This window comes from Saccharospirillum alexandrii (assembly GCF_043641555.1).
GTDB lineage: Bacteria > Pseudomonadota > Gammaproteobacteria > Pseudomonadales > Natronospirillaceae > Saccharospirillum > Saccharospirillum alexandrii_A.
This window is the reverse complement of sequence record NZ_JBHZRJ010000003.1, coordinates 249,592-276,099: the sequence shown is the minus strand read 5'-3', so window position 1 is coordinate 276,099 and position 26,508 is coordinate 249,592. Positions and strand designations below refer to the sequence as shown.

General features: G+C 56.3%; 24 protein-coding genes, 1 tRNA gene and 1 pseudogene. 21 read left to right on the top strand and 5 right to left on the bottom strand.

The genetic code is table 11. The features are described 5' to 3' along the window. Positions 1-5: 5 nt before the first annotated feature. Genes ACHUE7_RS11580 through oppF form a run of 3 tightly spaced genes read left to right on the top strand, consistent with a single transcriptional unit; the run spans position 6 to position 2,958 of the window. Positions 6-935: an ABC transporter permease subunit gene (locus ACHUE7_RS11580; protein WP_348477510.1), complete on the top strand. Its 930-nt coding sequence runs from the start codon at positions 6-8 to the stop codon at positions 933-935. Between the two features lie 20 nt (positions 936-955). Then, positions 956-1,927 (top strand): oligopeptide/dipeptide ABC transporter ATP-binding protein, encoded by a 972-nt coding sequence (locus tag ACHUE7_RS11575; protein ID WP_394170101.1) that lies wholly within the window; start codon positions 956-958, stop codon positions 1,925-1,927. Then, a complete protein-coding gene (oppF, locus tag ACHUE7_RS11570) occupies positions 1,924-2,958 on the top strand; it encodes a murein tripeptide/oligopeptide ABC transporter ATP binding protein OppF (RefSeq protein WP_394170100.1) in 1,035 nt (344 codons plus the stop codon). Before ACHUE7_RS11575 ends, oppF begins: the two co-directional genes overlap by 4 nt. A 67-nt stretch (positions 2,959-3,025) precedes the next feature. Here the strand turns inward: oppF and ACHUE7_RS11565 are convergent, their stop codons facing one another. Next, entirely contained in the window at positions 3,026-3,574 is a 549-nt protein-coding gene (locus tag ACHUE7_RS11565; protein ID WP_394170099.1) for an outer membrane beta-barrel protein, read from the bottom strand. A 230-nt stretch (positions 3,575-3,804) separates the two neighbouring features. Here ACHUE7_RS11565 and ilvD point away from each other — a divergent pair, with 230 nt between their 5' ends. From ilvD to ACHUE7_RS11500, 13 genes and pseudogenes are all read left to right on the top strand, one after another. Continuing rightward, positions 3,805-5,652 carry a dihydroxy-acid dehydratase gene (gene ilvD / locus ACHUE7_RS11560; RefSeq protein ID WP_394170098.1) on the top strand — a complete coding sequence of 616 codons (1,848 nt, stop codon included), beginning with the start codon at positions 3,805-3,807 and terminating at the stop codon, positions 5,650-5,652. Between the two features lie 7 nt (positions 5,653-5,659). Continuing rightward, positions 5,660-6,991: an AsmA family protein gene (locus ACHUE7_RS11555; protein ID WP_394170097.1), complete on the top strand. Its 1,332-nt coding sequence runs from the start codon at positions 5,660-5,662 to the stop codon at positions 6,989-6,991. Next, entirely contained in the window at positions 6,951-8,003 is a 1,053-nt protein-coding gene (mutY, locus tag ACHUE7_RS11550; RefSeq protein ID WP_394170096.1) for an A/G-specific adenine glycosylase, read from the top strand. Before ACHUE7_RS11555 ends, mutY begins: the two co-directional genes overlap by 41 nt. Positions 8,004-8,052: 49 nt before the next feature. Further along, positions 8,053-8,319 carry an oxidative damage protection protein gene (locus ACHUE7_RS11545; protein ID WP_394170095.1) on the top strand — a complete coding sequence of 89 codons (267 nt, stop codon included), beginning with the start codon at positions 8,053-8,055 and terminating at the stop codon, positions 8,317-8,319. Between the two features lie 158 nt (positions 8,320-8,477). Then, a tRNA-Phe gene (locus tag ACHUE7_RS11540) sits at positions 8,478-8,553 on the top strand. Between the two features lie 338 nt (positions 8,554-8,891). Next, entirely contained in the window at positions 8,892-9,086 is a 195-nt protein-coding gene (locus tag ACHUE7_RS11535) for a terminase gpA endonuclease subunit (RefSeq protein ID WP_394170592.1), read from the top strand. Positions 9,087-9,455: 369 nt separating this feature from the next. Then, the gene (locus ACHUE7_RS11530) at positions 9,456-11,123 is read left to right on the top strand and encodes a diguanylate cyclase domain-containing protein (protein WP_394170094.1); all 1,668 of its coding nucleotides are present in this window, start codon (positions 9,456-9,458) and stop codon (positions 11,121-11,123) included. A 204-nt stretch (positions 11,124-11,327) separates the two neighbouring features. Continuing rightward, positions 11,328-11,576: pseudogene (locus ACHUE7_RS11525) on the top strand (transposase); the annotation flags it as partial. A 133-nt stretch (positions 11,577-11,709) separates the two neighbouring features. Then, positions 11,710-12,606 (top strand): hypothetical protein, encoded by an 897-nt coding sequence (locus tag ACHUE7_RS11520; protein WP_394170093.1) that lies wholly within the window; start codon positions 11,710-11,712, stop codon positions 12,604-12,606. Positions 12,607-12,812: 206 nt separating this feature from the next. Then, positions 12,813-14,099 (top strand): imelysin family protein, encoded by a 1,287-nt coding sequence (locus ACHUE7_RS11515; protein ID WP_394170092.1) that lies wholly within the window; start codon positions 12,813-12,815, stop codon positions 14,097-14,099. Positions 14,100-14,179: 80 nt separating this feature from the next. Then, positions 14,180-15,586 carry a di-heme oxidoreductase family protein gene (locus tag ACHUE7_RS11510; protein WP_394170091.1) on the top strand — a complete coding sequence of 469 codons (1,407 nt, stop codon included), beginning with the start codon at positions 14,180-14,182 and terminating at the stop codon, positions 15,584-15,586. Further along, positions 15,586-16,641 (top strand): imelysin family protein, encoded by a 1,056-nt coding sequence (locus tag ACHUE7_RS11505; RefSeq protein ID WP_394170090.1) that lies wholly within the window; start codon positions 15,586-15,588, stop codon positions 16,639-16,641. The genes ACHUE7_RS11510 and ACHUE7_RS11505 overlap by 1 nt, the downstream gene beginning before the upstream one ends. A gap of 7 nt (positions 16,642-16,648) precedes the next feature. Next, positions 16,649-17,761, top strand: coding sequence for a DUF1513 domain-containing protein (locus ACHUE7_RS11500; RefSeq protein WP_394170089.1), 1,113 nt, complete (start codon positions 16,649-16,651; stop codon positions 17,759-17,761). Between the two features lie 88 nt (positions 17,762-17,849). Here the strand turns inward: ACHUE7_RS11500 and ACHUE7_RS11495 are convergent, their stop codons facing one another. Further along, positions 17,850-18,896 (bottom strand): MBL fold metallo-hydrolase, encoded by a 1,047-nt coding sequence (locus ACHUE7_RS11495; RefSeq protein WP_394170088.1) that lies wholly within the window; start codon positions 18,894-18,896, stop codon positions 17,850-17,852. A gap of 148 nt (positions 18,897-19,044) precedes the next feature. Between ACHUE7_RS11495 and ppiC the strand changes: the two genes are divergently transcribed. Further along, complete coding sequence (ppiC, locus tag ACHUE7_RS11490) at positions 19,045-19,377, top strand: peptidylprolyl isomerase PpiC (protein WP_394170087.1); 333 nt, start codon at positions 19,045-19,047, stop codon at positions 19,375-19,377. Positions 19,378-19,393: 16 nt separating this feature from the next. Here the strand turns inward: ppiC and ACHUE7_RS11485 are convergent, their stop codons facing one another. Further along, positions 19,394-19,660, bottom strand: coding sequence for a DksA/TraR family C4-type zinc finger protein (locus ACHUE7_RS11485; protein ID WP_394170086.1), 267 nt, complete (start codon positions 19,658-19,660; stop codon positions 19,394-19,396). Between the two features lie 99 nt (positions 19,661-19,759). Beyond that, positions 19,760-20,524 (bottom strand): sulfite exporter TauE/SafE family protein, encoded by a 765-nt coding sequence (locus ACHUE7_RS11480; protein WP_394170085.1) that lies wholly within the window; start codon positions 20,522-20,524, stop codon positions 19,760-19,762. A gap of 187 nt (positions 20,525-20,711) precedes the next feature. On the opposite strand from ACHUE7_RS11480, the gene ACHUE7_RS11475 reads away from it, so the two are divergent. Genes ACHUE7_RS11475 through arsJ form a run of 4 tightly spaced genes read left to right on the top strand, consistent with a single transcriptional unit; the run spans position 20,712 to position 24,840 of the window. Further along, positions 20,712-21,533 carry a metalloregulator ArsR/SmtB family transcription factor gene (locus tag ACHUE7_RS11475; protein ID WP_394170084.1) on the top strand — a complete coding sequence of 274 codons (822 nt, stop codon included), beginning with the start codon at positions 20,712-20,714 and terminating at the stop codon, positions 21,531-21,533. Beyond that, entirely contained in the window at positions 21,533-22,579 is a 1,047-nt protein-coding gene (gene arsB, locus ACHUE7_RS11470; protein WP_394170083.1) for an ACR3 family arsenite efflux transporter, read from the top strand. Before ACHUE7_RS11475 ends, arsB begins: the two co-directional genes overlap by 1 nt. A 33-nt stretch (positions 22,580-22,612) precedes the next feature. Next, positions 22,613-23,620, top strand: a complete 1,008-nt coding sequence (locus tag ACHUE7_RS11465) for an ArsJ-associated glyceraldehyde-3-phosphate dehydrogenase (protein WP_394170082.1) — start codon at positions 22,613-22,615, stop codon at positions 23,618-23,620. Further along, positions 23,617-24,840, top strand: coding sequence for an organoarsenical effux MFS transporter ArsJ (arsJ, locus tag ACHUE7_RS11460; RefSeq protein ID WP_394170081.1), 1,224 nt, complete (start codon positions 23,617-23,619; stop codon positions 24,838-24,840). The genes ACHUE7_RS11465 and arsJ overlap by 4 nt, the downstream gene beginning before the upstream one ends. Positions 24,841-24,898: 58 nt before the next feature. Here arsJ and ACHUE7_RS11455 read toward each other — a convergent pair whose 3' ends face one another. Beyond that, positions 24,899-26,488, bottom strand: coding sequence for an ABC-F family ATPase (locus ACHUE7_RS11455; RefSeq protein ID WP_348477533.1), 1,590 nt, complete (start codon positions 26,486-26,488; stop codon positions 24,899-24,901). Between the last annotated feature and the right edge of the window lie 20 nt (positions 26,489-26,508).

Below are 26,508 nucleotides of genomic sequence, written 5' to 3'. Positions count from 1 at the left end.
CCATCATGCTGACGCACAAGAAAACCAACGTAGAAGAACTGGCCGAAAACCTCGGCAATGAGACCCCCGTGGGGCGCAGCCTCTGGCGCGATGCCATGCACCGTTTTTCCCGGAACAAAGCCGCTATGGCCGGCCTTGTTGTCATGCTGCTGATTGTACTGTTCGCCGCCATCGGCCCGTTTGTCGCCGCCTGGCATTATTCGGACATCGACTGGGGCTTGATGGGCAACGCCGCCAGCGCTGGCCAGCCCTCCATTGAAAACGGCCATTATTTCGGTGTAGACGATCTGGGCCGGGACTTGTTTGCCCGAACCGTCCAGGGTAGCCAGATTTCCCTGCTGGTCGGCACCATCGGTGCACTGATTGCCGTGGTTATTGGAACGCTTTACGGCGCCACAGCCGGCTACTTCGGCGGCCGGATTGACAGCATCATGATGCGCACGGTCGACATTCTGATGTCGATTCCTTACATGCTCTTCCTGATTCTGCTGCTGGTGATGTTCGGTCGTTCCATACTGCTGATCTTCATTGGCATTGGCGCCATTTCCTGGCTGGAGATGGCTCGGATTGTTCGCGGGCAGACGCTGTCGATCAAAAACAAGGAATACATTGAAGCCGCCGTTGCGTCCGGAGTAAGACCCTTCAAGATCGTCCTGCGCCACGTTGTACCCAACTTGCTGGGCGTGGTCATTGTGTACGCGACGCTGCTGGTTCCGCAGATGATTCTGACCGAATCGTTCATCTCCTTCCTCGGCCTGGGTGTGCAAGAGCCACAAACCTCCTGGGGCGCCCTGATCAATGATGGTGCCGGTACGATGCGTTACGGCACACTCTGGCAACTGATGTTCCCACTCGGTTTCTTCATCGCCACCCTATTAAGCTTTTTCTTTGTCGGTGACGGCCTGCGCGACGCGCTAGACCCGAAAGACCGTTGAGACACAGGAGCCACTGAATCATGAGTTTATTATCAGTCAATGACCTCGGCGTCAGCTTCGACACGCTCGACGGCCAGGTGAACGCCGTCAACGGCGTCAGTTTCGATTTGGCCAAGGGCGAAACCCTGGCCATTGTCGGGGAATCCGGTTCCGGTAAAAGCCAAACGGCGTTTTCCATCATGGGCCTGCTGGCCCGCAACGGCCACGCCAGCGGCAGCGTCAAATTCGACGGCATTGAAATCCTGAACCTGCCCGAACAGGGCATGAATCGCATTCGTGCCGATAAAATCGGCATGATCTTTCAGGACCCGATGACCTCACTGAACCCCTTTATGAAAGTCAGCAACCAGATGACCGAAGTGCTGATGCATCACAAAGGCATGTCCCGCAAAGATGCCCTCGAAGAATCCGTTAAAATGCTCGATGCGGTGCGCATTCCCGAGGCCCGCAACCGCATTCACATGTACCCGCATGAATTCTCCGGCGGCATGCGCCAGCGTGTCATGATCGCCATGTCGCTGCTGCTGCGCCCGCAATTACTGATTGCCGATGAACCAACCACGGCACTGGACGTCACCGTTCAGGCACAGATCATGAAATTGCTCAAAGACCTGCAAGGCGAGTTCAACACCGCCATTATTCTGATCACCCACGATTTGGGGGTGGTCGCCGGGTCCTGCGAAAATACATTGGTGATGTATGGCGGCCGGGTCATGGAATATGGCAGTACCGAAGCCCTGTTCGAGAACCCGAGCCATCCCTACACCAAGGGTCTGTTGCGCGCTATCCCGAGGCTCGACCAGGACGGCGAGGAGTTGCTGACCATACCGGGCAACCCGCCCAACATGCTCAAGTTGCCGCAAGGCTGTCCGTTCCAGCCACGATGCAGTTATGCCCATGATCGCTGCATTACCGAGGAACCGGCCCTCACCACCAACAACAGCCTGCAGCGTGAACGCGCCTGCCATGCCGATCCGGAGGCCCTGGTATGACCGAGCACATCCAAGCTGACCACCCAAACACCATTGCCACAGACGATTCGCGCAAGAAGCTGTTGTCGGTGCGTGACCTCAAAGTCTATTTCGACATCTTCCCCAAAGGGGCGATGCCGTGGACCAAGCCCCGCAAACTGAAAGCCGTCAACGGCGTCAGTTTTGATCTGTACGAAGGCGAAACGCTGGGCGTGGTTGGCGAGTCCGGTTGTGGCAAATCGACCCTGGCGCGGGCGGTCATCCGCATGCTGCCGGTTGAAGGCGGTGAAGTCGTCTGGCTGGGGCAGGACCTGGCGCCGCTCAAAGACAAGGCGATGCGCAACCATCGCAAAGACATCCAGATGATCTTTCAGGATCCGCTGGCGTCATTGAACCCGCGCATGACCATCGGCCAGATCATCGCCGAGCCTCTGCAAACCCACTACCCGGAACTGGGCAAAGCGGAAGTGAAAGAACGCGTCGCCGAGATGATGAAAACCGTCGGCTTGTTGCCCAACCAGATCAACCGTTACCCGCATGAATTCTCGGGCGGCCAGTGCCAGCGTATCGGCATTGCGCGGGCGCTGATTCTCAAGCCCAAACTGATCATTTGCGACGAACCTGTCTCCGCTCTGGATGTGTCCATTCAGGCGCAGGTCATCAACTTGCTGATGTCGTTGCAAAAGAAAATGGGGTTATCGCTGATCTTCATCGCGCACGACCTGAGCGTGGTCAAACACATCTCGACCCGCATCATGGTTCTGTATCTGGGCAATGTGATGGAAGTCGCCGACGCCGCCGATATTTATCGGCAGCCACGCCACCCCTACACCCAGGCACTGATTTCAGCGGTCCCGATTCCGGACCCGAAAATCGAGCGCAACAAAGAAGTGATTCTGATCGAGGGCGACTTGCCCAGCCCGATCAACCCGCCTTCAGGCTGCGTTTTTCGCACGCGTTGCCCGAAAGCCGATGCCAAATGCGCCGAGCACAAGCCAGAGCTGGTGTATTCCAAAGGCACGCATCAGGTGGCCTGTCACTATCACGACTGAGCAATAAACGCTCAACAAAAAGGGCTGGCGATGAGCCAGCCCTTTTTTGCATTCCTGAATCAACCGTTTAAAAGTTCAGCGGAACTTCCAAACCAATGTTAAAGGATGAGGCGTCGTAGGTTTCCGACTCGTAGTCGTAATCCAGGCTTGAGTACCCGACAACGATGAACTCCCACCCAGCGCGAAGCACCAGACCGGTTGAACTGTCAAAATCTACCGAATCGTCGTCGACGGTCAACTTGGGATTCAAGTGATGCGTCAGACCGCCTCCCACAAAAAAACCGGATCCCACGCCATAGCGTGCCGTCAATTCAACGGGAAACGCTGTTTTCGTCACATCGATGTTGGACGCCATGGAGGTCGAATACTTCCAGCCCACTACAGCACGCAAGTCCAAACCGGTCACAGGAGTTTCGACCAACACCCCGCCATTAAAGACCAGGCCATTACCGGCGTTGATATCCTGATCAGAACCATCCTCGTACTGAATCGTGATCAGCGTATCTCCGCCAAATTGCGCATCCAGGCCCAATAAGGGCGCCGCAGACCATTCTTCCGCTATTACTGACAAGGGACTCAATAACACCAACCCCAATACAGCTCCAGTAAATCGCATTCCCATCTCCAGTCAATTTTTCGAAAAGACATAGTAAACAATGGGTTATGCGTATTTCAATCAACGGGGGTGTTGGTTTGTGCCCGCTTCTGCAACAATCAATTGGTAATATTGCACTGTCTACAAACGCTCCATTGGTTACAATCGTGGCAATTGTATTCCGCTACATAACCAGTGGTGGCTGCCGGGTATGCTCAACTGGCGGCCACCACGAATAACAGGACTCCCCCATGCCCGAGTATCGCTCCAGAACCACCACCGCCGGTCGTAACATGGCTGGCGCCCGCGCCCTCTGGCGCGCCACCGGTATGAAAGACGACGACTTTCAGAAGCCCATCATCGCCGTTGCCAACAGCTTCACCCAGTTCGTACCGGGCCACGTTCACCTGAAAGACATGGGTCAGCTGGTGGCGCGGGAAATCGAAAAAGCCGGCGGTGTTGCCAAAGAATTCAACACCATCGCGGTCGATGACGGCATCGCCATGGGCCACGACGGTATGTTGTACAGTCTGCCTTCGCGCGAAATCATCGCCGATTCGGTGGAGTACATGGTCAACGCCCACTGTGCCGACGCCCTGGTGTGCATCTCCAACTGCGACAAAATTACCCCGGGAATGCTGAACGCGGCCATGCGTTTGAACATCCCTGTCATCTTCGTTTCGGGCGGCCCGATGGAAGCCGGAAAGACCAAACTGGCCGATCACGGGCTCGATCTGGTCGACGCCATGGTGATCGCCGCTGACGACAGCGCCGACGACGAGACTGTCGCCGAATACGAACGCAGCGCCTGCCCGACCTGTGGCTCCTGCTCCGGCATGTTCACCGCCAACTCCATGAACTGCCTGACCGAAGCCATTGGCCTTTCACTGCCCGGTAATGGCAGCACCCTGGCCACGCATTCCGACCGCCGCCGACTGTTTGAAGAGGCAGGCCACCGCATCGTCGAGATTGCCAAGCGCTACTACGAAGGCGAAGACGAGTCGGTATTGCCCCGCAACATTGCCAACTTTCAGGCGTTCGAAAATGCCATGGCACTCGACATTGCCATGGGAGGTTCAACCAACACCATTTTGCACCTGCTGGCGGCCGCTCAGGAAGGCGAGATCGACTTCTCGCTCAAAGACATCGACCGGCTCTCGCGTCAGATTCCTCAACTGTGCAAAGTGGCGCCAAACAACCCGAACTACCACATGGAAGACGTGCACAGGGCGGGTGGCGTCTACGGCATTCTCGGCGAGCTGGACCGTGCCGGTTTACTCCACTCGCAGTTGCCGACCATCCATTCCAAAACCATGGCCGATGCCCTGAACCAGTGGGACATCATGCGCACCGACGACTCGGCGGTTAAGCAGTTCTTCCGCGCGGGCCCTGCGGGCATACCCACCCAGGAAGCCTTCAGCCAATCAACCCGCTGGCCAACGCTCGATGGCGACCGCCAGAAGGGCTGCATTCGCAGTGCTGAAAACGCTTACAGCCAGGAAGGCGGCCTTGCCGTGCTGTACGGCAACATCGCCGAAGATGGTTGCGTGGTTAAAACCGCAGGCGTCGATGAGAGCATTCTGACCTTCACCGGCAAAGCCCGCATTTTCGAAAGCCAGGATTCAGCCGTCGCTGGCATTCTTGACGACCAGGTCAAGGCCGGTGATGTCGTGATCATCCGGTACGAAGGCCCCAAAGGTGGCCCGGGCATGCAGGAAATGCTGTATCCGACCAGTTATCTGAAATCCAAAGGGTTGGGCAAAGACTGCGCCTTGCTGACCGACGGTCGTTTCTCGGGTGGCACCAGCGGCCTGTCGATTGGCCACGCGTCGCCCGAAGCCGCCGCGGGAGGCGCCATTGCGCTGATTCAAGACGGTGACGACATCGTCATCGACATTCCCAACCGGTCCATCAACGTCGATGTGTCCGATGCCGTTCTGGCGGAACGCCGCGCCGACATGGCCAACCGGGGCGCCCAGGCCTGGAAACCCGCAGAGCCACGCAAGCGCAAGGTTACCGGCGCATTGAAGGCGTACGCCCTGCTGGCAACCAGCGCCGACAAAGGCGCGGTGCGCAACCTGGACATGCTGGAAGACTGACAACGGAATGACAACTCCCCTCGCACGCCGGTTGGGCCTTGGTCTGGCCGGCGTTTTTGTGTTGATACTGATCGCCATTGGGGTGCGGGCACTCAGCTGGGCGCCCGAACCCTGGCTCGTAGAGCAACTCAACGACGCCGGGTTCAACCTGCAAGCCGATACTTTCAGTGCGGGTGAGCACCAGGGCTTCAGCCGCACCTGGCACGACGTCGCCTACAGCAACGCCAACAATGACTGGGTCGCGTCGACAATTCAGGTCGACCTCAACCCGGTGTCGGTGTTAATCGGCCAACCTCAGATTGAGACCCTGCACATTACCGATGGGTTCTGGTTCAGCCGCAGCCCGGGCAATGCCGACGCGCTCACCGGCTTTACCCGCCTGCTTGATGCCCTCGCCCCACAACGGCTTGTCCTGAACGGCAGCAACCTGGTCCGTGGTAATCTGGAAATCACACAACTGGCCGCCGTGTTCGAACGCCGGGGAAGCAGCAACCGCTATAACGCCCAGGTCACCACCCAATGGGCCTACAACGCCATCCGCGCCCGGGCGACCGCTGAAGCCGTTGTGCAGTGGCACGACGCGGCCGTACGCATCAGCGAGGCCAAAGTCAGTTCCGAGTTCACCTCCGGCCCCTGGCCCGGAACCGCGACCGGTCAGTGGCGCGAGGCCCGCATCAGTGGTGCCCAACTGGCGATCGACTTCCTATCCTGGCACAGTGCCCGCCAGCCACTTGGCACCGAATTCCCGAATGGGCTTGAATGGGCGGGTGGTTTGGACTCTGTTCGTCACACGACCGACGGCTGGGCGTTTTCCGGCCTGGATTCAGCGCTGGCGTTCAGCGGTCGCGACCCCGATACCACTTATCGGCTGGGCACCCAGGGGCAGGACCTAACGCTCAACAACGGGCAATTGTCCGGCTCTTGGGCGATTTCACTGCGCTCAGAAACCCTCGGCGCAACGCCTTCCGACCTCACCGCCACCCTTCAAGGTGACGCAACAGTAAGCGACAATGACTGGCACTGGCAGGCACCCAAACTGCTACTGGGCATCACCCAAGACAACCAGCAACGCAGCCACAACCTCAGTGCCGCAAGCCTGGCGCTGACACCAGCCAACCAGCGGTGGACGCTGACCGATGGCGACTGGGTCATCCAAACCGCGAACGCGCCCGAACAGTCATACGGCTTTGGCGCACTCACCGGTGCCTGGCCTGGCCTGGGGCTCATTGGCGTGCCCGACTGGACAACCCCACTGAACGACGACCTGACCCTTTTACGCCGTAACCTGGAGTGGATAGATGCATTGCGACGCGAGCTGGTTTCAACACCAGGTTCTTGACTGGTATGACCACCACGGTCGTAAAACACTGCCGTGGCAACAGGCCAAAACGCCGTATCGGGTGTGGATTTCCGAGATCATGCTGCAGCAAACGCAGGTGGCCACCGTCATCCCGTACTTTGAGCGCTTCATGGAACGCTTTCCGACCGTCGAAGCCCTGGCCGATGCCCCACAAGACGAAGTCCTGCATCACTGGACCGGCCTCGGCTATTATGCCCGCGCCCGCAACCTGCACAAAGCCGCACACACGCTGGTGAACCGGCACAATGGCCAGTTTCCCGAAACGGTAGAGAGCGTCAGCGAACTGCCGGGCATTGGTCGATCCACCGCCGGGGCGATTCTAAGCCTGAGCCGGGGCACCTACGCCCCCATACTCGATGGCAACGTCAAACGGGTACTGAGCCGCTTCTTTGCCCTTGAAGGCTGGCCCGCCACCACCGCCAACCTGAAACAGCTGTGGGAATGGGCCGAACACCTGACCCCCGAAGCACGCGTCACCGACTTCAACCAGGTGATGATGGACCTGGGTGCCATGGTCTGCACCCGCAGCAAACCCGCCTGCGATACCTGCCCGCTACAAACGCAATGCAAAGCCTACCAGCAAGGCCGCACCGCCGAGCTACCCGCCAAAAAGCCGAAGAAAGACAAACCCACCCGAGACACCTGGCTGTTGATACTGAGCGCACCCAACGGGGAGGTCTACCTGGAAAAACGTCCCCAAAACGGCATCTGGGGCGGTTTGCACAGTTTCCCTCAGTTCGAAAGCCGAGATCAGGCCGAGCAACACCTGGCACTGGCCGGCCTGGATCCGGATATCGAAGACTGGGCACCGTTTCGACACACCTTCAGCCACTACCACCTCAACATTCACCCTCTGTTCGTACCCCTGATCAGCATCCCAGGCAGCGTGCACGAGGCTGCGAGCAATGCTGGCCTCTGGTACCATCCCGGCATCGCCAGCCAGGTTGGCCTCAGCGCCCCGGTGAAAGCCTTGCTGGGTCGGTTGTTCTGAACCAGCAACACTCAGCGTCGAAACTCGAACCTCGAACGAAGGACATCCAATGACCCGTACCGTACATTGCCGCAAATACGATCAGGAACTCGAAGGCCTGGAGAAAGCCCCCTACCCCGGCCCCAAAGGCCAGGACATCCACGACAACGTGTCCAAACGAGCCTGGGAAGAGTGGCAAGCCCACCAAACGCGCCTGATCAACGAAAAGCACCTCACCATGACCGACCCGGCCGCGCGCAAATACCTGATGGAGCAGATGGACCGATTCCTCAGCGGGCAAGACTATGACCAGGCCGAAGGCTACGTACCAGAGTGACCCGCAGCCAGCTCGCACTGCGCTGTTCATAATCTAGCCAAAACCCGGGAATCTTTAAAAAAATCAAAGATTTAAACCAAAAAAGGTTGACGCCAAAACGGAAAATTCGTTTAATACGCCTCGTTCGAGACGCACGGCACGCCGAGCACCACGAACATGCCCAGATAGCTCAGTCGGTAGAGCAGGGGACTGAAAATCCCCGTGTCGGTGGTTCGATTCCGCCTCTGGGCACCATCAAGATTTAGCAGAAAAGCCTGGCTTATGCCGGGCTTTTTTGTGCGTGGTAATAAATGATTCGAACTGCGTGTTAGTTATGAAGTCGCCCTTTCCTGCAATTCACCTTTTGAGTACCTTTGCCGCCCTAAACAACCTTCTCTGGGCACCTACCCCAGCTCATCATTAAAAAACAATCAAAAACTAACTTTTGATGGCCACCTAATGTGAGTCTCCAAAGGCCCTACCAGTGTGGAAGGCCAGGAACTGAGCATCCGGCTGACCATAGTCGACACCAGTGGAAAGACGGCGTGACCGACAACGCCTATAAGTGGTGGTAGCGCTGCGCCCGCTAACGTCTGACCAGCCGTATCGCTCTCTACAAAGGCGCCAAGGCCGACGTACCAGTGCTAGTGTGCAACCCCAACCTACTGAAAGACGACTTAACTAGAGCCTCCCACCGGGCCGACGACGGTACTTCACGCCTCCACTTCCCGCCCTGGTTGGGCATCTGGTTCTGGGATGAATGGCCAGCAGAATGGAACTGGGAATAAGTTACGGGCCAGGAATTAGGCTATCGACTTCGCGACTATTAACCCGGCTGCGTTGGGTATCCGGCGGATTACCTGGGGCAAACCGCAAGCCTGGACTAATGATACTCAACACAATCGCTTTGTTATTTTCCACCGAAAAAGTGAAGGTACTAAGTCACCTTACAATAGCAATATATTAGTACATTATTATGTTACGTATAACGCAAGACCATCTGGATGGAAAAAAAGTGACCCTGTTCAAATAGTAGTAATAGCAGCCAGCACTATATTCGCACAAGTCGCAATCGTCCTAGGCAGTGGCTTAATGAGTACAATTAAACTAAGCTTGGCTACAACACAAAAATAAAGTGCGGTTAGAGGTAATGCTCGATGAACCCGAGCGAAGAGTTTTACCGCAGACTTGCAGAAAATATGAGCGACTTAGTTGCGCTACATTCTCCAGATGGTCGTTATAAGTGGGTCAGCCCATCTTCTACAAGAACCCTGGGATATTCACCTGAAGAACTGATTGGTACGGACCCATACCTTTTATTTCATCCTGACGATCAATTCTCAATTCGTAATGATACACACGTTAAAGCACTAAAAGGCGATGGAAACATACTAATCCGTTATCGGATCCGCCATGCTGATGGGCATTACATTTGGTTTGAAACATTAACGCAGCCGATCAAAAACGAAGATGGTCTGGTTGTTGAACTACACACCACATCAAGAGATGTAACTGAGCAACAAGACCTGGAAGAAGTACTAAGTCGGAACGAAGCAGTATACAGGACCTCATTGGAGAGCTTGGTGGAAGGCATTGTTGTACTCAATGCTTCCGGTGAAATTGTTACGATAAACTCACAAGCAACCGTTATACTACCCTTTTTAGATGCAAAAAAATGTCAAGAATCACTTGAAGGATTGATAGATAAATTTATCTACCCAAGCGGTGATCGATGCCCCCCTTCAGAGTTTCCGAGCTCACTAACGCTAAAGACCGGGAAAAGTTATACTCAGGTTCTATTGGGCGTCCCATCCGCGCAGAACCAAAAGACGCAATGGATTTCATTTAACTCGCGACCAGTTTTGAGTGAAATACCGCCAACACCCGAATCTCCTGCTGTTATTATTTCTTGCTCAGATGTCACCGATCGAATTGAACGCGAAGACCTGCTTAAGCTGTGGTCAACTGTCTTTCAGTATAGCAGTGAGTCAATAGTAATCATCAATGAACTTGGTGTCATTATAGATCTGAACAAGTCATTTGAGCTTCTAACCAAAAGTGATCAATCCAGTTGGATCGGAAAATCTGCAGAAACCATTACCGTAAACAGCCCATCTGAGACTATTTTTGGATCTGAGATTTGGTCAGAGCTTGAAGAATCTGGGCAATGGACGGGAGAGTTTTGGCTTAGGGATAAAAAAGGTGCAATTCAAACCACCTGGGCATCTGTTACCCGCGTTTACCAAAGTGAAATTACGACTAATCACTTCATTCTGAGCATGAGTGATTTCAATGAGCGAAAGTCACAGGAAGAACTACTACGACACAACGCAGGCCATGATGCGTTAACAGGCTTACCAAACCGGCTACTATTAGCTGACCGGTTTAAGATTGCGATAAGTACTGCCAGCAGAAACAATCAGCGATTTGGTTGCTTTTTCCTCGATCTGGACAAATTTAAACCGGTAAATGACCTTTACGGACATGCAGTTGGAGACAGAGTGCTGCAGATCATTGCTCACCGAATGGAGTCCATAGTTCGATCTATCGACACAGTCACCAGGATTGGAGGTGATGAATTCATTCTAATAATCCAAGGGCTAAACACCGTTGACGAGTACATCAATCTAGCAGAGCGTCTCGTCAGAGAGATATCAATACCTATTGATATAGGTAGCTGCCTCTTATATGTAGGCGCCAGTGTTGGTATTGCAATATACCCTGATCATGGAAGTTCGATAGAGCAACTTTTGAGTGCGAGCGATGCTGCAATGTATGAGGCTAAGAGCAAAGACCTCGATATTTATACCGCGAAAGAGGTATAGAATTCAATCGGCCTTTAGTTAGCAAAGCACTATAAATTGGCACCGTAAAATCAAAAACTCACAGAGGACATCTTCAGGCGTCGATTGCAATTACTCTCATAAGATCTGATTTTCCCTTTAATCTTAGTATTTAGTATAAAACCCTTCCTGAGGGAGTCCAGCAAACTGTTGTGGCCCAATGATCCTGGACACCCAATAAGAGTGATGAACGATCACTCAACAGTGAGGTGTTACTTGAAGAGACGTTCATTCACAAGCGAATTCAAGCAAGGGGCTGGCAAGGCGATGGATGTCAACGTATCGGTTATGCGCCCCTGGGTTGATCAGTTACGGCTCGAACGAGGCGGCCAGACACCCCTCAGAGGCCGAGCTATTACGCCTGAACAACAGCGGATCCAGGAGCTGGAAGCCCAATTACGCAGGGTCGAGCGGCAGAAAGAGATACTAAAAAAGGCCACTGTAGATTCAATTGGCCACGTCCAACAACTAGTCGCCATCAGTTCCAATGCATTCTCAACACGCTTTACCACTGCGCCCTAAGTCATCTACTCTTAGGCTCGGAAGCAAACACCGGAACCCCACATCAATGGCCACCCCTTTCGCACAAGTGCGCAGCACTCCAGTCTCACTCGTTGCACTGGTTGTAGTCTGTGTTCTGTTCATTGCGGCACCCACCCGCGCTCAGGATATCCGCGTCGCTCAGGAGCATTCGGATACCGAACCGTTTGAATTGGTGATTTCCATACTGGAGCAATCGATTGCCGAGTACGGCGAGAATAGCCAGCTGCAATGGGTGGATACCACCTCGATGAACCAGCCCCGTGCGCTGCGCATGCTGGAATCCTGCTCGGCTGATTTTGACGTCTATTTCAGTGGTTATGATACCGGGCGTGAGCAGCGGCTGTTGCAGGTCAACTTCCCGCTGACCATGGGGCTATTGGGGTTGCGCGGCTTTGTCACCACCGCTGATCGCGCCGAAGCCCTTGAAGCCGATGTACAGCAGGCAGAAACCTGGTTGATTGGCTCTGGCCGTGGCTGGCCCGATACTCGCATCATGCTGGAGAACCAGTTTCGGGTAACGCAAGCCAACTACCAAAACCTGTGGGCGATGCTCGAGCAGGGCCGGTTTGATGTATTTCAACGCGGGCTCCAGGAAGCCCAGCTTGAAATTCGACAACGAAGCAATGATCTTCAGTTGTTGAACACGGTCGTTATGTTGTACCCGTTGGCAACGGTACTGTATGTGAACCCCTGTAAACCGGAATTGAAAGACCAACTGGAGTTCATCCTGCAGTCGGCCTACGAGAATGGGCTGGTGCAATCCATTATTCACCAGAATGCCGATGCAGCCCTTGCCATCAATCGACTGGCCGACCCTTCCGTTAGAATAATCGCGTTGAAGAACACAGACATGAGCGATGCCTTTGTCACCATGATCGATGCGTACTGGCTACCTGAAATCAGACAGCACCTGAGCCACTAGACCTCCCCCGCCCCTTAACCTCTGGGTGCTTGGTCGACCCACTGATTTCACCAGCGCGATAACAACTTCCCGCCCACAACACCCAACCCTGCCTCAATAACACGGCCATCCAACTTGCACGGTGGTACGCTCTTAGCATAGACTTGATAATTATTATCATTACCAATAGCATCATTGATACGATACAACCACACAAGGAACCCAGCATGAGCCCCACTCAGCCTCTGGCAATCGCCACGGCACTTGCCAGCCTGTATCTGGCGGGATGCAGCACTCTCACAGGGACAGCACACACACCCGCAACCCCCGAAACGGTCGTCAACCATTATGCAGACCTTGCCCTGGCGACCTATCAGGATGCGCTCACCACCGCACAGCGGTTGGATGTAGCGGTCGATGCCCTGCTCGACAACCCGACCGAACAAACCCTGGCCAGCGCGAAACAAGCCTGGCTTGCCGCACGGGCACCCTACCAGCAAAGTGAAGTGTTCCGTTTCGGCAATGCGATTGTCGATGACTGGGAAGGCCAACTTAACGCCTGGCCGCTGGACGAAGGCCTCATCGACTACGTCGAAACCACGAACTACCAATATGAACTGGGCAACGAAGGGGCATCCGCCAACCTGGTCGCGAACAGCCGGTTAACGGTCGGTGGTGAGGCGCTAACGGTCAATACGTTCACCCCTCAGGTACTGGCCGACCTGAACGAAATTGGTGGCTCTGAAGCGAACGTTGCCACGGGTTACCACGCCATCGAGTTCCTACTCTGGGGTCAGGATCTTAACGGGTTCGACGCCGGTAACGGCAATCGCCCGGCTACCGATTATGCCACCGGCACCGAGTGCACGAACGGCCATTGCGATCGTCGTAGGGCCTATCTCGATGCCGCGACAGACTTGTTGGTCGACGACCTGGAATGGATGACAGACCAGTGGTCACCAAACCTGGCCGGCAATTATCGCGCCTCTCTGGTCGCCGACGAGGCAACCACCGGCTTGCAAAAAATGCTGTTTGGTATGGGCTCACTGTCTTTGGGTGAATTGGCGGGCGAGCGCATGAAGGTGGCACTCGAAGCAAACTCACCGGAAGACGAGCACGATTGTTTCAGCGACAACACCCATAACTCGCATTATTACAACGGCCTGGGCGTCGTCAATGTCTATACCGGCACCTATCAGACCATCGACGGCAAACTCGTTGAAGGCCCGTCATTGTCGGACCTGGTCGCCGCCGATCAACCTGAACTGGATGCGACATTGCGCCAACAACTTGAAACGTCCATGGCAGCATTGGGTGCCATTAAATCGGCCGCTGAAGCCCCATCGAACCCAATGGCTTTCGATCAGATGATTGAGCCCGGTAACCAGGCTGGAAGCACGCTGATCAATACCGCCATTCAAGGGTTGGTTGCGCAAACCTATTCCATCGAGCAAGTCGCGCTGTCGGTCGGCGTGAATGATCTGCAACCCGATGATGCGGGTCACGCGTTCTAAAAAACAGCCTTAGCAAGAGTTAGGCCGGGGGTGTCACCACCCCCGGCCTTTTGTGGTTTTGTAATAACCGGGATTTTCCAGTGACCTTCCAATTCAAGACCCTGACCAGCCTGCTCCTTTCAAGCCTGCTCTCCGTGCCTGCAGTGGCCAGTGATTCACCGATACAAACCAACGCAGATTCAGGTGGGAGCGGCAGTGTTGCGCAGACCGATCACAATGCGTTTTCGTTGCCCAATGCCGCCATGTCCATGACGCGTCGTCTGGATTTCAGCGTCGGCAACAGTTTTTTCCGCAACCCCTGGGTTCAGGCCCCGGCCAGCACCGATGCCCGGGACGGGCTGGGGCCGTTGTTCAACACCAACAGCTGCCAGGGCTGTCACATCAAAGACGGGCGCGGCCATCCTCCACCCCCCGGCGATACTCCGGTATCCTTATTTTTGCGATTGTCGATTCCCGCCGACCCGGCAACCGATCAGGATCGGCTGATCACTCAGGGGCTCATTCCAGACCCGGTCTATGGCGGCCAGCTTCAAACCGCCTCCCTGCCCGGCCTGACCCCGGAGGCCGATCTGCGCATCACCCATTCTGAACAAGCGGTTACCCTGCAAGATGGCACCCGCGTAACGCTGAGGCAGCCGCACTATCACATTGACAATTTGGCCTATGGTGAGTTGTCTGACGACCTGATGACATCACCGCGGGTCGCCCCGCCGATGATCGGCCTGGGCTTATTGGCGGCCATACCGGAAGCCCGGCTGCGCGCCCTGGCCGACCCGGAAGACCGCGATCAAAACGGTATTTCCGGGCGCCTTAACCAGGTGTGGGATCGGGCCAGCCAAAGCACCCGGGTTGGCCGATTCGGCTGGAAAGCCGGCGAGCCCACCGTGCTTCAGCAAAGCATGGGGGCGTTCGCGGGTGATATGGGCCTAACATCCACCTTGCTCCCCAACACCGACTGCACGCCTTCCCAGGGGTGCCTGGGCTTTATTGACGGAGGCTCGCCCGAGGTGTCGGATGACATTGCTCGCTTCATCGAGTTCTATGCCAGCAGCCTGGCCGTTCCCAAACGACGGGCCATGGACGACCCGGCCGTTCAGCGCGGGGCACAACGCTTTAACGACGCAGGCTGTGCCGCCTGTCATACGCCCAATCATCAAACGGCACAGATTGAGCAGCGCCCCGAGCTAAGCAATCAGTCTATCTGGCCCTACTCGGATTTACTGCTGCACGACCTGGGTCCCGAATTGGCCGATAACCGGCCTGAGTTTCTCGCTACGGGTCAGGAATGGCGCACGCCACCTTTGTGGGGCATTGGCCTGGCACAGCACGTTAATCCTTTGGCCGGGTTCCTGCACGATGGCCGCGCCCGCACCTTGGAGGAAGCCATTTTATGGCATGGTGGCGAGGCCGAATCGGCTCGTAACGCGTATTCGTCGTGGCCGTCTTCTGACCGGTCTGACCTCATTCGGTTCCTGGAGTCACTCTAATGCGGCACTCATTATGTCGGGCAGTCCTTCTCAGCGCCCTGCTGAGCGCACAGACCCTATCGGTCGCCACCGCCGAACCACAGAATGAGCCTGCAGAGCAAAACGCTCGCGCGCTCTGGCATGAGAATATTGCCGTTGGCTACCAGGCTTTAGCAACATCGGCACAGGCGTTGAGTGATACGGCCACTCGCTACTGCGACGTACCAAGCGAGCACACTAGACAATCGCTTGAATCTCAGTGGCGCGAAGCTTTTTCCAACTGGCAAGCGGTTCGCTTTGTCGACTTCGGGCCGATTGAACTCGACAGCCGAGCCTGGCAATTGCAATTCTGGCCAGACCCGAAAAACCTGGTGGGCACCAAAGCCCGTCAATTGCTGTCGGCCGATGCACCGATAAATCGACAGCGCGTTACCGATTCTGGCGTCGCCGCTGAAGGGTTCCCGATGCTTGAGTACCTGCTGTTTGATGCGCCCTTCAATCAAACAGAACAGGCACTGCCCGGTGTTCGCAGTTGCGCCCTTCTTCAGGCCACGGCAACGGTGGTAAAAGACAACGCCACTGACCTGTCTGCAGACTGGCAGGCGCTGGCTGAACACTACCAGGCAACCGACAGCTACACGGCCACGACCGTCCGTTCGGCCATGACCGCTCTGGACATTCTGGTTCAGAAGCGGCTCGGCGAACCCATGGGGTTGGGCTCCTCACAACGCCGGTTGGTTTACGCGGGCGATGCCTGGCGCAGTGGTCAGTCGCTGGCCGCGGCAGAAGCCTCGTTGTCGGGCTTGCAACGCTATTTTTTACCGGGCCTGATCCGGGAACTGGAACACGCCGATCAGCTCGGCATCGCCAACGACCTCACTGACCAGTTTCAAGCAACACTGGCACGGTTTGATGCCCTGCCAGATGACCTGGCGTCTGTCCTTGAAGACGATCAACGCTATGCCCGGCTGCAAAACCTCTACATTTCCGTGCAGCAACTCGAACAAACGCTGACCCTTCAGGCGGCGGTTGCCCTGGGCATTCGCCAGGGTTTCAATTCAAGCGATGGCGATTAATGGCTTAATGGAAAAGACCCCACCGGCACCGATGAATCGACGAGCGTTGCTGACAGGCAGCGTTCATTGCCTGCTGGCAACTGGCCTGATGCCACTGAGCTGGGCCACTGCTTTGCCCGACGCCATTGCAGCGCTGGGTGCGGTACGCCTGCCTGAGGGCGGCTATGCGTTAGCGGCGGTGAATCACCAGGCAGAAACCGTTTGGGCGACACCTTTTACTGCGCGCTGCCACGGTGGCTGTACCTCACCTAACGGCAATGACGTGGTGTTGTTTGAAAGACGACCGGGGTGGTCTTTTCAGGTACTCAACAGTGCAACCGGTGAGATTCAGCAGTCGCGTTTGCCGGAAGCCGAAGAACATTTTTACGGCCATGGCGTGTTCAGCCCCGATGGCCGATTCCTGTACGCAACGGCCAGTCACTATGCATCGGGCCAGGGCCGCATCGCCGTATTCGATGCCCACGAAAACTACCGCCGGACAGACACCTGGGCACTCGACGGCATCGGCCCCCATCAACTCGAAGTCAGCCCGAATGGTACTCAACTGATCGTCGCACTCGGGGGCATACGAACTCATCCGGATTACGATCGCGTTAAATTGAATCTCGACAAGATGGACCCGGCGTTGCTGTTTCTCGACCGCCTCACCGGGCAAGAACTGTCGCGCCATCGCCCCTCCGATGCACAACTGAGCTGTCGACACCTGGCTGTATCGAATGATGCGGTCACCTACGTGGCTTGCCAGTACCAGGGGCCTGAATGGCAACAGCCACCGTTAATCGGCAAACACCACAACGGCCAATGGACAGAGATGACGTTGCCGGCCCCGCTGCAATCCAGACTGAACCATTATCTCGCCAGTATCGCCGTGCAACCCGCGTCCGACATCGTTGTGGTCACCGCACCACATGGTGGCTTGGTGGTGGTACTGGATGGCCGCAGCGGGCGCGTTATTCGAGGAATTGACCTGTACGATGCGTCAGGCGTCAAACCCACCGACGACGGCGGGTTCCTGGTCAGCAGTGGCACCGGTGACTGGGTGTGGCTGGACCCGAATTCGGACTACGCGATCGGTGCCCGGGGCACTTCGGCCTGGGCGTGGGATAACCACTTATTCTGAGCGAGCCGTGGTACATCGACAAAGGTTTCACCAAACGGATGCGCCACCCAGCGCCCAGTCACAGGCGCCGGTATCACCCGCGCTCCAACTACTGAGCGGTGGGCCACTGCAACATTCCCCCTCGAACATTGGCCACTTTGTCGTGACCCGCTTCTTTTAAAATGCCAATCGCCAAAGACGACCGTTTACCGGAGCGGCACAGAGTGACGACAGGTTTGTCAGTTGGCACTTCACCAACGCGATCGCGTAACTGATCGAGCGGAATATGCAGTAGATTATCCAGCGCCTTCAACTCCGGCTCGACGGATTCGTTCTCGTCTCGCACGTCCAGAATCATGACGGAGGGCTGGTTCTGAATTACCCACTCGGGTTCCACTTCGGGGAAACCGGCCAGGGTCATGCGCAGGTCAGCCCAGTCCTGTTCTTCCGGGAGCTTGCCATCTTCGGGTTTTCCCGAACGCAGGTTGTTCGGTAAGGCTTCATCGATTTTTTTCGGATGTGGCAGCTGCATCGCGTTCATATAGCCGACAAAGTCATGCTCATTAGAGTCGCCGCCGACGCGAGCGTTAAACTCTTTCTCCTCGGCGACCGAAGTACAGGTACGGCCGTTGTAGTCGTGTGCCGGGTAAATGGTGCAGTCGTCGGGCAGCGTGAATATCTGCTCGTTGATCGACTGGTACAGTCTGGCCGGGTCGCCCTGTTGAAAATCACTGCGACCGCAGCCGCGAATCAACAAAGCGTCGCCGGTAAAGGCCTTGCTCTTGTCTTCCAGCACAAACGTCATGCAACCGCTGGTATGGCCGGGTGTCGAGCGAGCCTGCAACGATAGGTTGGCCACGCCGAAAGACTGGCCGTCTTTAATCGGGATGTCTACGTTCTCAGCTTGTACAGCTTCTCCCGAGGCAATCAGGCAACCCGACTTTTGCTTCAACACCCAGGCGGCGGTGATGTGGTCGGCATGGGCATGGGTATCGACCACCAGTTTCAAGTTGAGCTTCAATTCCCGAACCAGCGCCAGGTCGCGCTGCACTTGCTCGAATACGGGGTCGATCAACATGGCTTCGCGGGAAGTTTCATCGCCCAGCAAATAGGTATAGGTCGAAGAGGTCGCGTCATAAAGCTGTCTGAAAATCATAAAAACTCCTTCACCTGAGGCTTATTACATTAGAATTACATAATATAGTGAAAACGTGCTTTTTCAACCTCTGTGTTGGTCACAGTAACAGCCAGCGCCGTCCAGGTACGGTAAACTGCAGGTCTTCGGCACTGTGAGAGGCAACCTCATGAAAACCCGTATTAAAGACGCCCTAACAACCCCGGCCCGGGGCAAGCCCCGCGCGACCCATGCCAGCGCATTGCACATTCTGGTGCGTGATGAAAAAAAGGCACAGGAAGTGCTCGGTAAACTGAAGCAGGGAGCCGACTTCGACAAACTGGCGCGGCAGCATTCGACGTGCCCGTCGGGCAAACGCGGTGGCGACCTGGGCGAGTTCAAGCGCGGGGCCATGGTTCCCGCCTTCGATAAGGCCGTGTTCAATGGTAAGCCCGGCGAGCTGCTTGGGCCGGTTAAAACCAAGTTTGGTTACCATGTCATCAAAGTGCTGTACCTGAAGTAATGACGGGCCGAGGGGTCTACCGCAACTGGCTGTCTTTACTGCCGCGGCGGTTATACAGGCTGTGCCCGGCGTTTTCCTCATCCTGTTCGGCCTGGCAGTTCACGCAAAAACGCACGCCAGGCACGGCCTTGCGCCGGGCCTCGGGGATGGGCGCGTCGCACTCGTCGCAGAACTCGGCACTGTCGCCTGTCGGCATTTGGTTGCGCACGCGTTCAATGGCATCGTTCACGGTGGATTCGATCTGTTCGTTTACCGCGCCGTCTCCTGCCCAGCCACTGGCCATAATGCACCGCTCCGGTTGTTGAGTAGACTGTTAAGGTAGGTGGTTGGCGTCAGATATCAAGGCGCTTTGCAGAACCCGCCGACCTGCGGGCACGCCTGCTTACTGCATGAGCCCTGCCAATCCGTCGTACATCAGCTTGCCGCCTGCCGCGACCAACAGCACATAGCATATCCAGTAAAACCAGCCTTCGTTGATCCGGTGATGCATGTACATACCCAGACGAACGCCAATGGGTGCCAGTATCACCAGTGCCAGCGATGTCATCAGGTTACTGCTGTCGAGCAGGCCGATCCATGCGTAAGGCACCAGTTTCACGTAGTTCACAACGGTAAAAAAGATCACCGTGGTACCGACGAATAACGTCTTGTTCATCTGCTGGGGCAGCAAATACATGTTAATGGGTGGGCCACCAGCGTGAACGCTGAAACTGGTCAGACCGGCGATTGCGCCATAGATCCAACCAGCGATTTTGCTGGCAGGCTTGGCTTGCTGCACCTTGCCGCGCAGTTGCTGCAGCACCCAGTTCAGCGCAAACACCAGGGCGATCACCCCAACAACCAGCTTGATGTGATCATCGGACAAATACTGATAAGTCGCGGCCCCCACACCGATCCCGACCAGCGATGCCGGCAGAATGATGCGCAGGTTGGGCTTGTCGTAAACACCCCGGAACCCCCAGACCGCGAACAGATCCATGACACACAGGATGGGCAGCATGATGGCCGCAGCCTGGCTGGGTGAGATGACCAGCGCCATCATCGGTACCGCGACAATGCCCAGGCCACCCCCCATTCCCCCTTTGGAAATGCCATACAACAGCGTTGCGGGAATGGCGAGAAAATAGAAAATCGGGTCTGTAATCATGGGGGCCTGACAGCGTTGAATGCATAGAGGCGTCCATCATACGCAGACCCTCCGCCAGCCGCGAGCAACACGGCGTTTCGGTCAACGGCGGTTCGTTTGTGCGTTCAGCTCCGATGCAGGCCGCGCATTGACATATGGTTTTTCATATATATGATCTAACGCACTTAACGTTTGCTGAGCCCCGACCATGAGCCAGAAACAACGCGTTCTCTTTATTTGCACCGCCAACTCAGCCCGCTCATTAATGGCCGAAGCCCTAATGCGGGATATGGCCGGCGACCGCTACCAGGTGTTCAGCGCCGGGCTCGAACCCAGCCAGGCGGACATGCGGGCGCTGCGAGCCCTGAAGGGCGCGGGTATTTCGACAGCAGGGCTGCGTTCCAAAGCCTTGGGGGATGTGCTCGATGACCCGTTCGACATCGTCATTACCCTGTGCAACAAGGCCACCCAGGAATGCCAGTCGGTGCAAGGCACCCGGCAAACCCTGGCCTGGGACTTTGAAGACCCGGTGACACGGGCCGGGCTGCGCCCGTTTGAAACCACCCTGACTGAACTGAGCGAACGCCTCAAGATGTTCCTGCTGATTCAGGGCAAGCCTTTTCGTGCCCGCCCGCATAGCCTGACGCCGCTGGCGTTCTACAAAAACCTGGCCGAAGACACCCGCTTGCGCACCCTGCTGCTGATTCACAGCCAGCAGGAACTCTGTGTCTGCGAACTGACCGAAGCGCTGCAGGAAAGCCAGCCGAAAATTTCGCGCCATCTGGCGCAACTGCGCAAAAGTGGCCTGCTGCAGGACCGTCGCGACAGCCAGTGGGTGTTCTATTCCATCAACCCGAATGTGCCCGACTGGTGCCTTACCGTGCTCGACGAAACTCTGGCCGCTAATGCGGGCTGGATCGAGGAAGACACCCAGCGTTTGAACGCCATGGGCGACCGTCCCGAACGCACGGCCAAATGCTGTGCGCCTGCTTCGGCAACACCCATTGACGCTAAGGAAACCAAACACTAATGGGCATTTTTGAACGCTTCATGTCGCTCTGGGTAGCGCTGGCCATTCTGGCGGGTGCCGTACTTGGCTGGTTGTTTCCCGGCGCTTTTACCAGCATCGCCCAAATCGAATTCGCACACGTTAACCTCGTCATCGCCGTTTTCATCTGGCTGATGATCTACCCGATGATGGTGCAGATCGATTTTTCATCGCTGCGACAGGTGTCCGATCAGCCCAAAGGGCTGGTGCTGACACTGGTGGTCAACTGGCTGATAAAACCGTTCACCATGCTGGGCATGGGCTGGCTGTTTTTCCGGGTGATCTTCGCGCCCTGGGTTGATCCGGCCACCGCCACTGAATACATCGCGGGCATGGTGTTGCTGGGCGTGGCGCCCTGCACCGCAATGGTGTTTGTCTGGAGTCAGCTGACTCGCGGCAACCCCAATTACACCCTGGTTCAGGTGTCGGTTAACGATGTCATCATGATTGTGGCCTTTGCACCACTGGCGGCTTTTTTATTGGGTGTTACCGACATACAGGTGCCCTGGCCGACACTGCTGTTGTCGGTCGTGCTCTATGTTGTGCTGCCGCTTCTGGCCGGTGTCATGACCCGTCACTGGCTGAACCGGCGCGGAGACGCCAACCATCTGGCGTCGTTCCTGGCGGCCATAAAACCCTGGTCCATCCTCGGTTTGCTGGCCACAGTCACCCTGTTATTTGGTTTACAGGCGCAAACGCTGCTTGAACAGCCATTGGCCATTGGCATGATAGCCATCCCGTTAACACTTCAGACATACGGCATCTTTATCATCGCGTTTATCGGTGCCTGTTGGCTGCGCTTGCCGCACGCCATTGCAGCCCCGGCTTGCCTGATCGGGTCGTCCAATTTTTTCGAGTTGGCCGTTGCGGTGGCCATTTCCCTCTTTGGTCTGCATTCCGGTGCGGCCCTGGCTACGGTGGTGGGCGTATTGGTAGAAGTGCCCGTCATGTTGTCACTGGTTGCCATTGCCAACCGCACCCAACCCTGGATGGACCGTCGCGCGGCAGCACGACCCGCAGCGTCCTGACCTTACCCTGTTTGTTTATCCTGGAGACACGGCATGACACTTAAAATCGGTATCAATGGGTTCGGCCGTATTGGCCGCCTGGCATTGCGGGCAGCGTTCGACTGGCCCGAAGTGACCTTTGTGAAAATCAACGATCCGGCAGGTGACGCCGCTACCCATGCGCACCTGTTGAATTTCGATTCGGTTCATGGAATCTGGCAACACACCGCCACTTCCGATGGCAAACTTATTCATATTGGTGATCAGCGTATTGAAGTGAGCCAGTCCAAAACCATCACCGATACCGACTGGTCGGGTTGTGATGTGGTCATCGAAGCTTCCGGCAAAATGCGCGACACGGTATTGTTGAATGGCTATCTGGAACAAGGCGTTAAGCGCGTTGTCGTCACCGCACCGGTTAAACACCCCGATGTATTAAACGTCGTCATGGGCGTCAACGATGATCGGTACGACCCGGCCCGGCACCGTATCGTGACCGCCGCCTCCTGCACCACTAACTGCCTGGCGCCAGTAGTAAAGGTAATTCACGAAAACCTGGGCATAAAGCACGGCTCAATCACCACCATTCACGACCTGACCAATACCCAGAGCATTCTCGACACCCCGCACAAAGATCTGCGCCGGGCACGGGCGTGCGGCAGCAGCCTGATTCCGACCACGACCGGTTCAGCCACCGCCATCATCGAGATTTTCCCCGAGCTCAAGGGCCGGTTAAACGGTCACGCTGTCCGTGTGCCGCTGGCAAACGCTTCACTGACTGACTGTGTGTTTGAAGTTGAACGTGCGACCACGGCCGAAGCAGTCAACGAATTGCTTAAAGCGGCCGCCGCAGGCGAACTTAAAGACATTCTGGGTTACGAAGAGCGACCGCTCGTCTCGGTCGACTACAAGACTGATCCGCGCTCCAGCATCATCGATGCGCTGTCGACCCTGGTCGTCAACGACACCCAGGTAAAACTCTATGCCTGGTACGACAACGAGTGGGGCTACGCCAACCGCACGGTTGAACTGGCCCGCAAGGTTGGATTGAGCGATCAATGATACGGCTGCGCGATCTGTCGGCCGGAGTGCGCCAGTACCTGGTCGTCACCGGCAATTACTGGGCGTTCACTCTAACCGACGGCGCTCTGCGCATGCTGGTGGTGCTGCACTTTCACAGCCTGGGTTATTCACCTCTGCAGATCGCGCTGCTGTTTTTGTTTTACGAGTTTTTCGGCATTGTCACCAATCTGGTCGGCGGCTGGTTCGGTGCCCGGCTTGGGTTGAATACCACCATGAACCTGGGGCTCGGCTTACAGATCATTGCGTTAACGATGCTGCTGGTACCAGCCGCCTGGTTAACCGTACCGTGGGTGATGGCGGCTCAGGCACTGTCTGGCATCGCCAAAGACCTGAACAAGATGAGCGCCAAGAGCTCGATAAAACTCCTGGTCCCGAATGATCAGCAAAGTCAGTTGTATCACTGGGTAGCACTGCTCACAGGCTCAAAGAACGCGTTGAAAGGCGTTGGCTTTTTTATGGGTGGTGCCTTGCTCGCCTGGCTGGGCTTTCGCGGCGCGGCCGGGGCCATGGCCATCGCGCTGGCGCTGGTGTTTGCACTGAGCTTGCGTCTGCTCACCCAGGATCTGGGCAAGGCAAAGAACAAACCCAAGTTCAGCCGCCTATTTTCAAAAAGCCCGTCAATCAATGTGCTGTCCGCCGCCCGCCTGTTTTTGTTCGGTGCGCGCGATGTCTGGTTTGTGGTGGCACTGCCGGTTTTTCTAAGCCAGGTTCTTGGCTGGCCCCACTTGCAGGTTGGTAGCTTTATGGCCTTATGGGTCATCGGCTACGGCGTGGTTCAGTCTCAGGCACCGCGTATTACCGGTAAGCGTTCGGGGCGAGTGCCGGGGCGCAATTCAGTCATTGCCTGGGCTTTGTTCCTGGCAATTATTCCCGCGGGCATTGCCATTGGGCTGATGACGATGGACAACGTAACGACCGTTCTGATTGGCGGTTTGCTGGTGTTCGGCGTGCTGTTCGCCGTGAACTCTTCGTTGCACAGCTACCTGATTGTCAGCTTCGCCGATGCCGACGGCGTGTCATTGGATGTGGGTTTTTATTACATGGCCAACGCGGCCGGTCGCTTGTTGGGTACGGTTCTGTCGGGGTGGCTGTATCAGGCTTATGGGCTGGAGATGTGTCTGTGGGTATCTGCGGGGTTTGTTGCTTTGGCGGCGTTAATATCTGTGTGGTTGCCATTGGTCAGCAAACCACAGCTGTAACGGCACTGCCGCCCTCTCCCGGCCAACAAAAAGGGCCTGGGAGAGGGGACACTTCGGTTTACTGCACACCCATACTGCGCAGGTACTCTTCATAATTACCGGTAAAGTCGGTAATGCCAGACGGCTGCATATCCAGAATGCGCGTCGCCAGTGACGACACAAATTCACGGTCGTGGCTGACGAAGACCAGTGTGCCCGGGTAATTTTCGAGTGCCAGGTTCAATGCCTCGATGGATTCCATATCGAGGTGGTTGGTCGGCTCATCCATCAGCATCACATTCGGCTTGGTCAGTGTCAGCTTGCCGAACAGCATACGGCCCTGCTCACCACCAGATACAACCTTGACTGACTTGCCGATCTCATCGCCTGAGAACAACATACGACCCAGCGCACCGCGTACGGCCTGTTCACCCTGGTTAGTCCACTGCGACATCCATTCAAACAAGGTCGCGTCGCGGGCAAAATCTTCGGTGTGGTCCTGGGCAAAGTAGCCCACGTCGGCACTGTCGGTCCATTTAACCTCACCGGCCTGGGGTGTCAGCTTGCCTGCCATCACGTTAAGCAGTGTTGTTTTGCCGATGCCGTTCGGGCCGATGATGGCAATGCGTTCACCGGCTTCGACTTTAACGCTCAGCTTCTTGAACAACGGAGCGTCGGCTTCATAACCGAAGGTCAGGTCGGTCAGGGTAACGGCCTGGCGATGCAGTTTCTTTTCCTGATCAAAGCGAATGAACGGGCTGACTCGGCTTGAAGGCTTCACTTCAGCCAGCTGGATCTTATCGATCTGTTTGGCGCGCGAGGTCGCCTGCTTGGCCTTGGAAGCGTTGGCTGAGAAACGGCTGACGAAGGTTTGCAGTTCAGCAATTTGCGCTTTCTTCTTCGCGTTGTCTGACAGCAACTGCTCACGAGATTGAGTGGCGGCGGTCATGTATTCATCGTAATTGCCCGGGAACAGGCGCAGCTCACCGTAATCCAGATCGGCCATGTGCGTGCACACACTGTTCAGGAAGTGACGGTCGTGCGAGATGATGATCATGGTGCTGTTACGCGCCACCAGAATGCTTTCCAGCCAGCGAATGGTGTTGATGTCCAGGTGGTTGGTCGGCTCATCGAGCAGCAGGACGTCAGGGTCGGAAAACAGTGCCTGCGCCAGTAAGACACGCAATTTCCAACCGGGTGCCAGGGCACTCATCGGGCCGTTGTGCTGCTCCAGCGGTATATCCAACCCGAGCAACAGTTCCCCGGCACGGGAATCGGCGGTGTAACCATCCATTTCAGCGAAAGCGACTTCAAGCTCGGCCACGGCCATGCCATCGTCTTCGCTCATTTCCGGCAATGAGTAAATGCGCTCACGCTCGGCTTTCACGCGAGACAGTTCGGTGTGCCCCATGATGACGGTGTCGATGACGGTCTGATCTTCAAAGGCGAATTGATCCTGCCGCAACTTACCCAAGCGGGTATTGGGTGCGAGCATCACCTGTCCGTTGGTTGGCTCCAAATCGCCGCCCAGAATTTTCATGAACGTCGACTTACCGCAGCCATTGGCACCAATCAGGCCGTAGCGGTTGCCGTTGCCGAATTTGACAGAGACATTTTCGAACAGGGGTTTGGCCCCGAACTGCATGGTGATGTTAGCGGTAGAGATCAAAGCGAAAACCTATCGACAGT

Excerpts from the sequence above, each read along its gene's own strand:
- ACHUE7_RS11530 (WP_394170094.1), top strand. The coding sequence starts at position 9,456 with ATGAACCCGAGCGAAGAGTTTTACCGCAGACTTGCAGAAAATATGAGC.
- oppF (WP_394170100.1), top strand. The coding sequence starts at position 1,924 with ATGACCGAGCACATCCAAGCTGACCACCCAAACACCATTGCCACAGAC.
- ACHUE7_RS11475 (WP_394170084.1), top strand. The coding sequence starts at position 20,712 with ATGAGCCAGAAACAACGCGTTCTCTTTATTTGCACCGCCAACTCAGCC.
- ACHUE7_RS11480 (WP_394170085.1), bottom strand. The coding sequence starts at position 20,524 with ATGATTACAGACCCGATTTTCTATTTTCTCGCCATTCCCGCAACGCTG.
- ACHUE7_RS11485 (WP_394170086.1), bottom strand. The coding sequence starts at position 19,660 with ATGGCCAGTGGCTGGGCAGGAGACGGCGCGGTAAACGAACAGATCGAA.
- ACHUE7_RS11555 (WP_394170097.1), top strand. The coding sequence starts at position 5,660 with ATGACAACTCCCCTCGCACGCCGGTTGGGCCTTGGTCTGGCCGGCGTT.
- ACHUE7_RS11565 (WP_394170099.1), bottom strand. The coding sequence starts at position 3,574 with ATGCGATTTACTGGAGCTGTATTGGGGTTGGTGTTATTGAGTCCCTTG.
- mutY (WP_394170096.1), top strand. The coding sequence starts at position 6,951 with ATGCATTGCGACGCGAGCTGGTTTCAACACCAGGTTCTTGACTGGTAT.
- ACHUE7_RS11545 (WP_394170095.1), top strand. The coding sequence starts at position 8,053 with ATGACCCGTACCGTACATTGCCGCAAATACGATCAGGAACTCGAAGGC.
- ACHUE7_RS11515 (WP_394170092.1), top strand. The coding sequence starts at position 12,813 with ATGAGCCCCACTCAGCCTCTGGCAATCGCCACGGCACTTGCCAGCCTG.
- ppiC (WP_394170087.1), top strand. The coding sequence starts at position 19,045 with ATGAAAACCCGTATTAAAGACGCCCTAACAACCCCGGCCCGGGGCAAG.
- ACHUE7_RS11465 (WP_394170082.1), top strand. The coding sequence starts at position 22,613 with ATGACACTTAAAATCGGTATCAATGGGTTCGGCCGTATTGGCCGCCTG.
- ACHUE7_RS11495 (WP_394170088.1), bottom strand. The coding sequence starts at position 18,896 with ATGATTTTCAGACAGCTTTATGACGCGACCTCTTCGACCTATACCTAT.
- arsB (WP_394170083.1), top strand. The coding sequence starts at position 21,533 with ATGGGCATTTTTGAACGCTTCATGTCGCTCTGGGTAGCGCTGGCCATT.
- ACHUE7_RS11580 (WP_348477510.1), top strand. The coding sequence starts at position 6 with ATGCTGACGCACAAGAAAACCAACGTAGAAGAACTGGCCGAAAACCTC.
- arsJ (WP_394170081.1), top strand. The coding sequence starts at position 23,617 with ATGATACGGCTGCGCGATCTGTCGGCCGGAGTGCGCCAGTACCTGGTC.
- ilvD (WP_394170098.1), top strand. The coding sequence starts at position 3,805 with ATGCCCGAGTATCGCTCCAGAACCACCACCGCCGGTCGTAACATGGCT.
- ACHUE7_RS11505 (WP_394170090.1), top strand. The coding sequence starts at position 15,586 with ATGCGGCACTCATTATGTCGGGCAGTCCTTCTCAGCGCCCTGCTGAGC.
- ACHUE7_RS11575 (WP_394170101.1), top strand. The coding sequence starts at position 956 with ATGAGTTTATTATCAGTCAATGACCTCGGCGTCAGCTTCGACACGCTC.
- ACHUE7_RS11520 (WP_394170093.1), top strand. The coding sequence starts at position 11,710 with ATGGCCACCCCTTTCGCACAAGTGCGCAGCACTCCAGTCTCACTCGTT.
- ACHUE7_RS11500 (WP_394170089.1), top strand. The coding sequence starts at position 16,649 with ATGGAAAAGACCCCACCGGCACCGATGAATCGACGAGCGTTGCTGACA.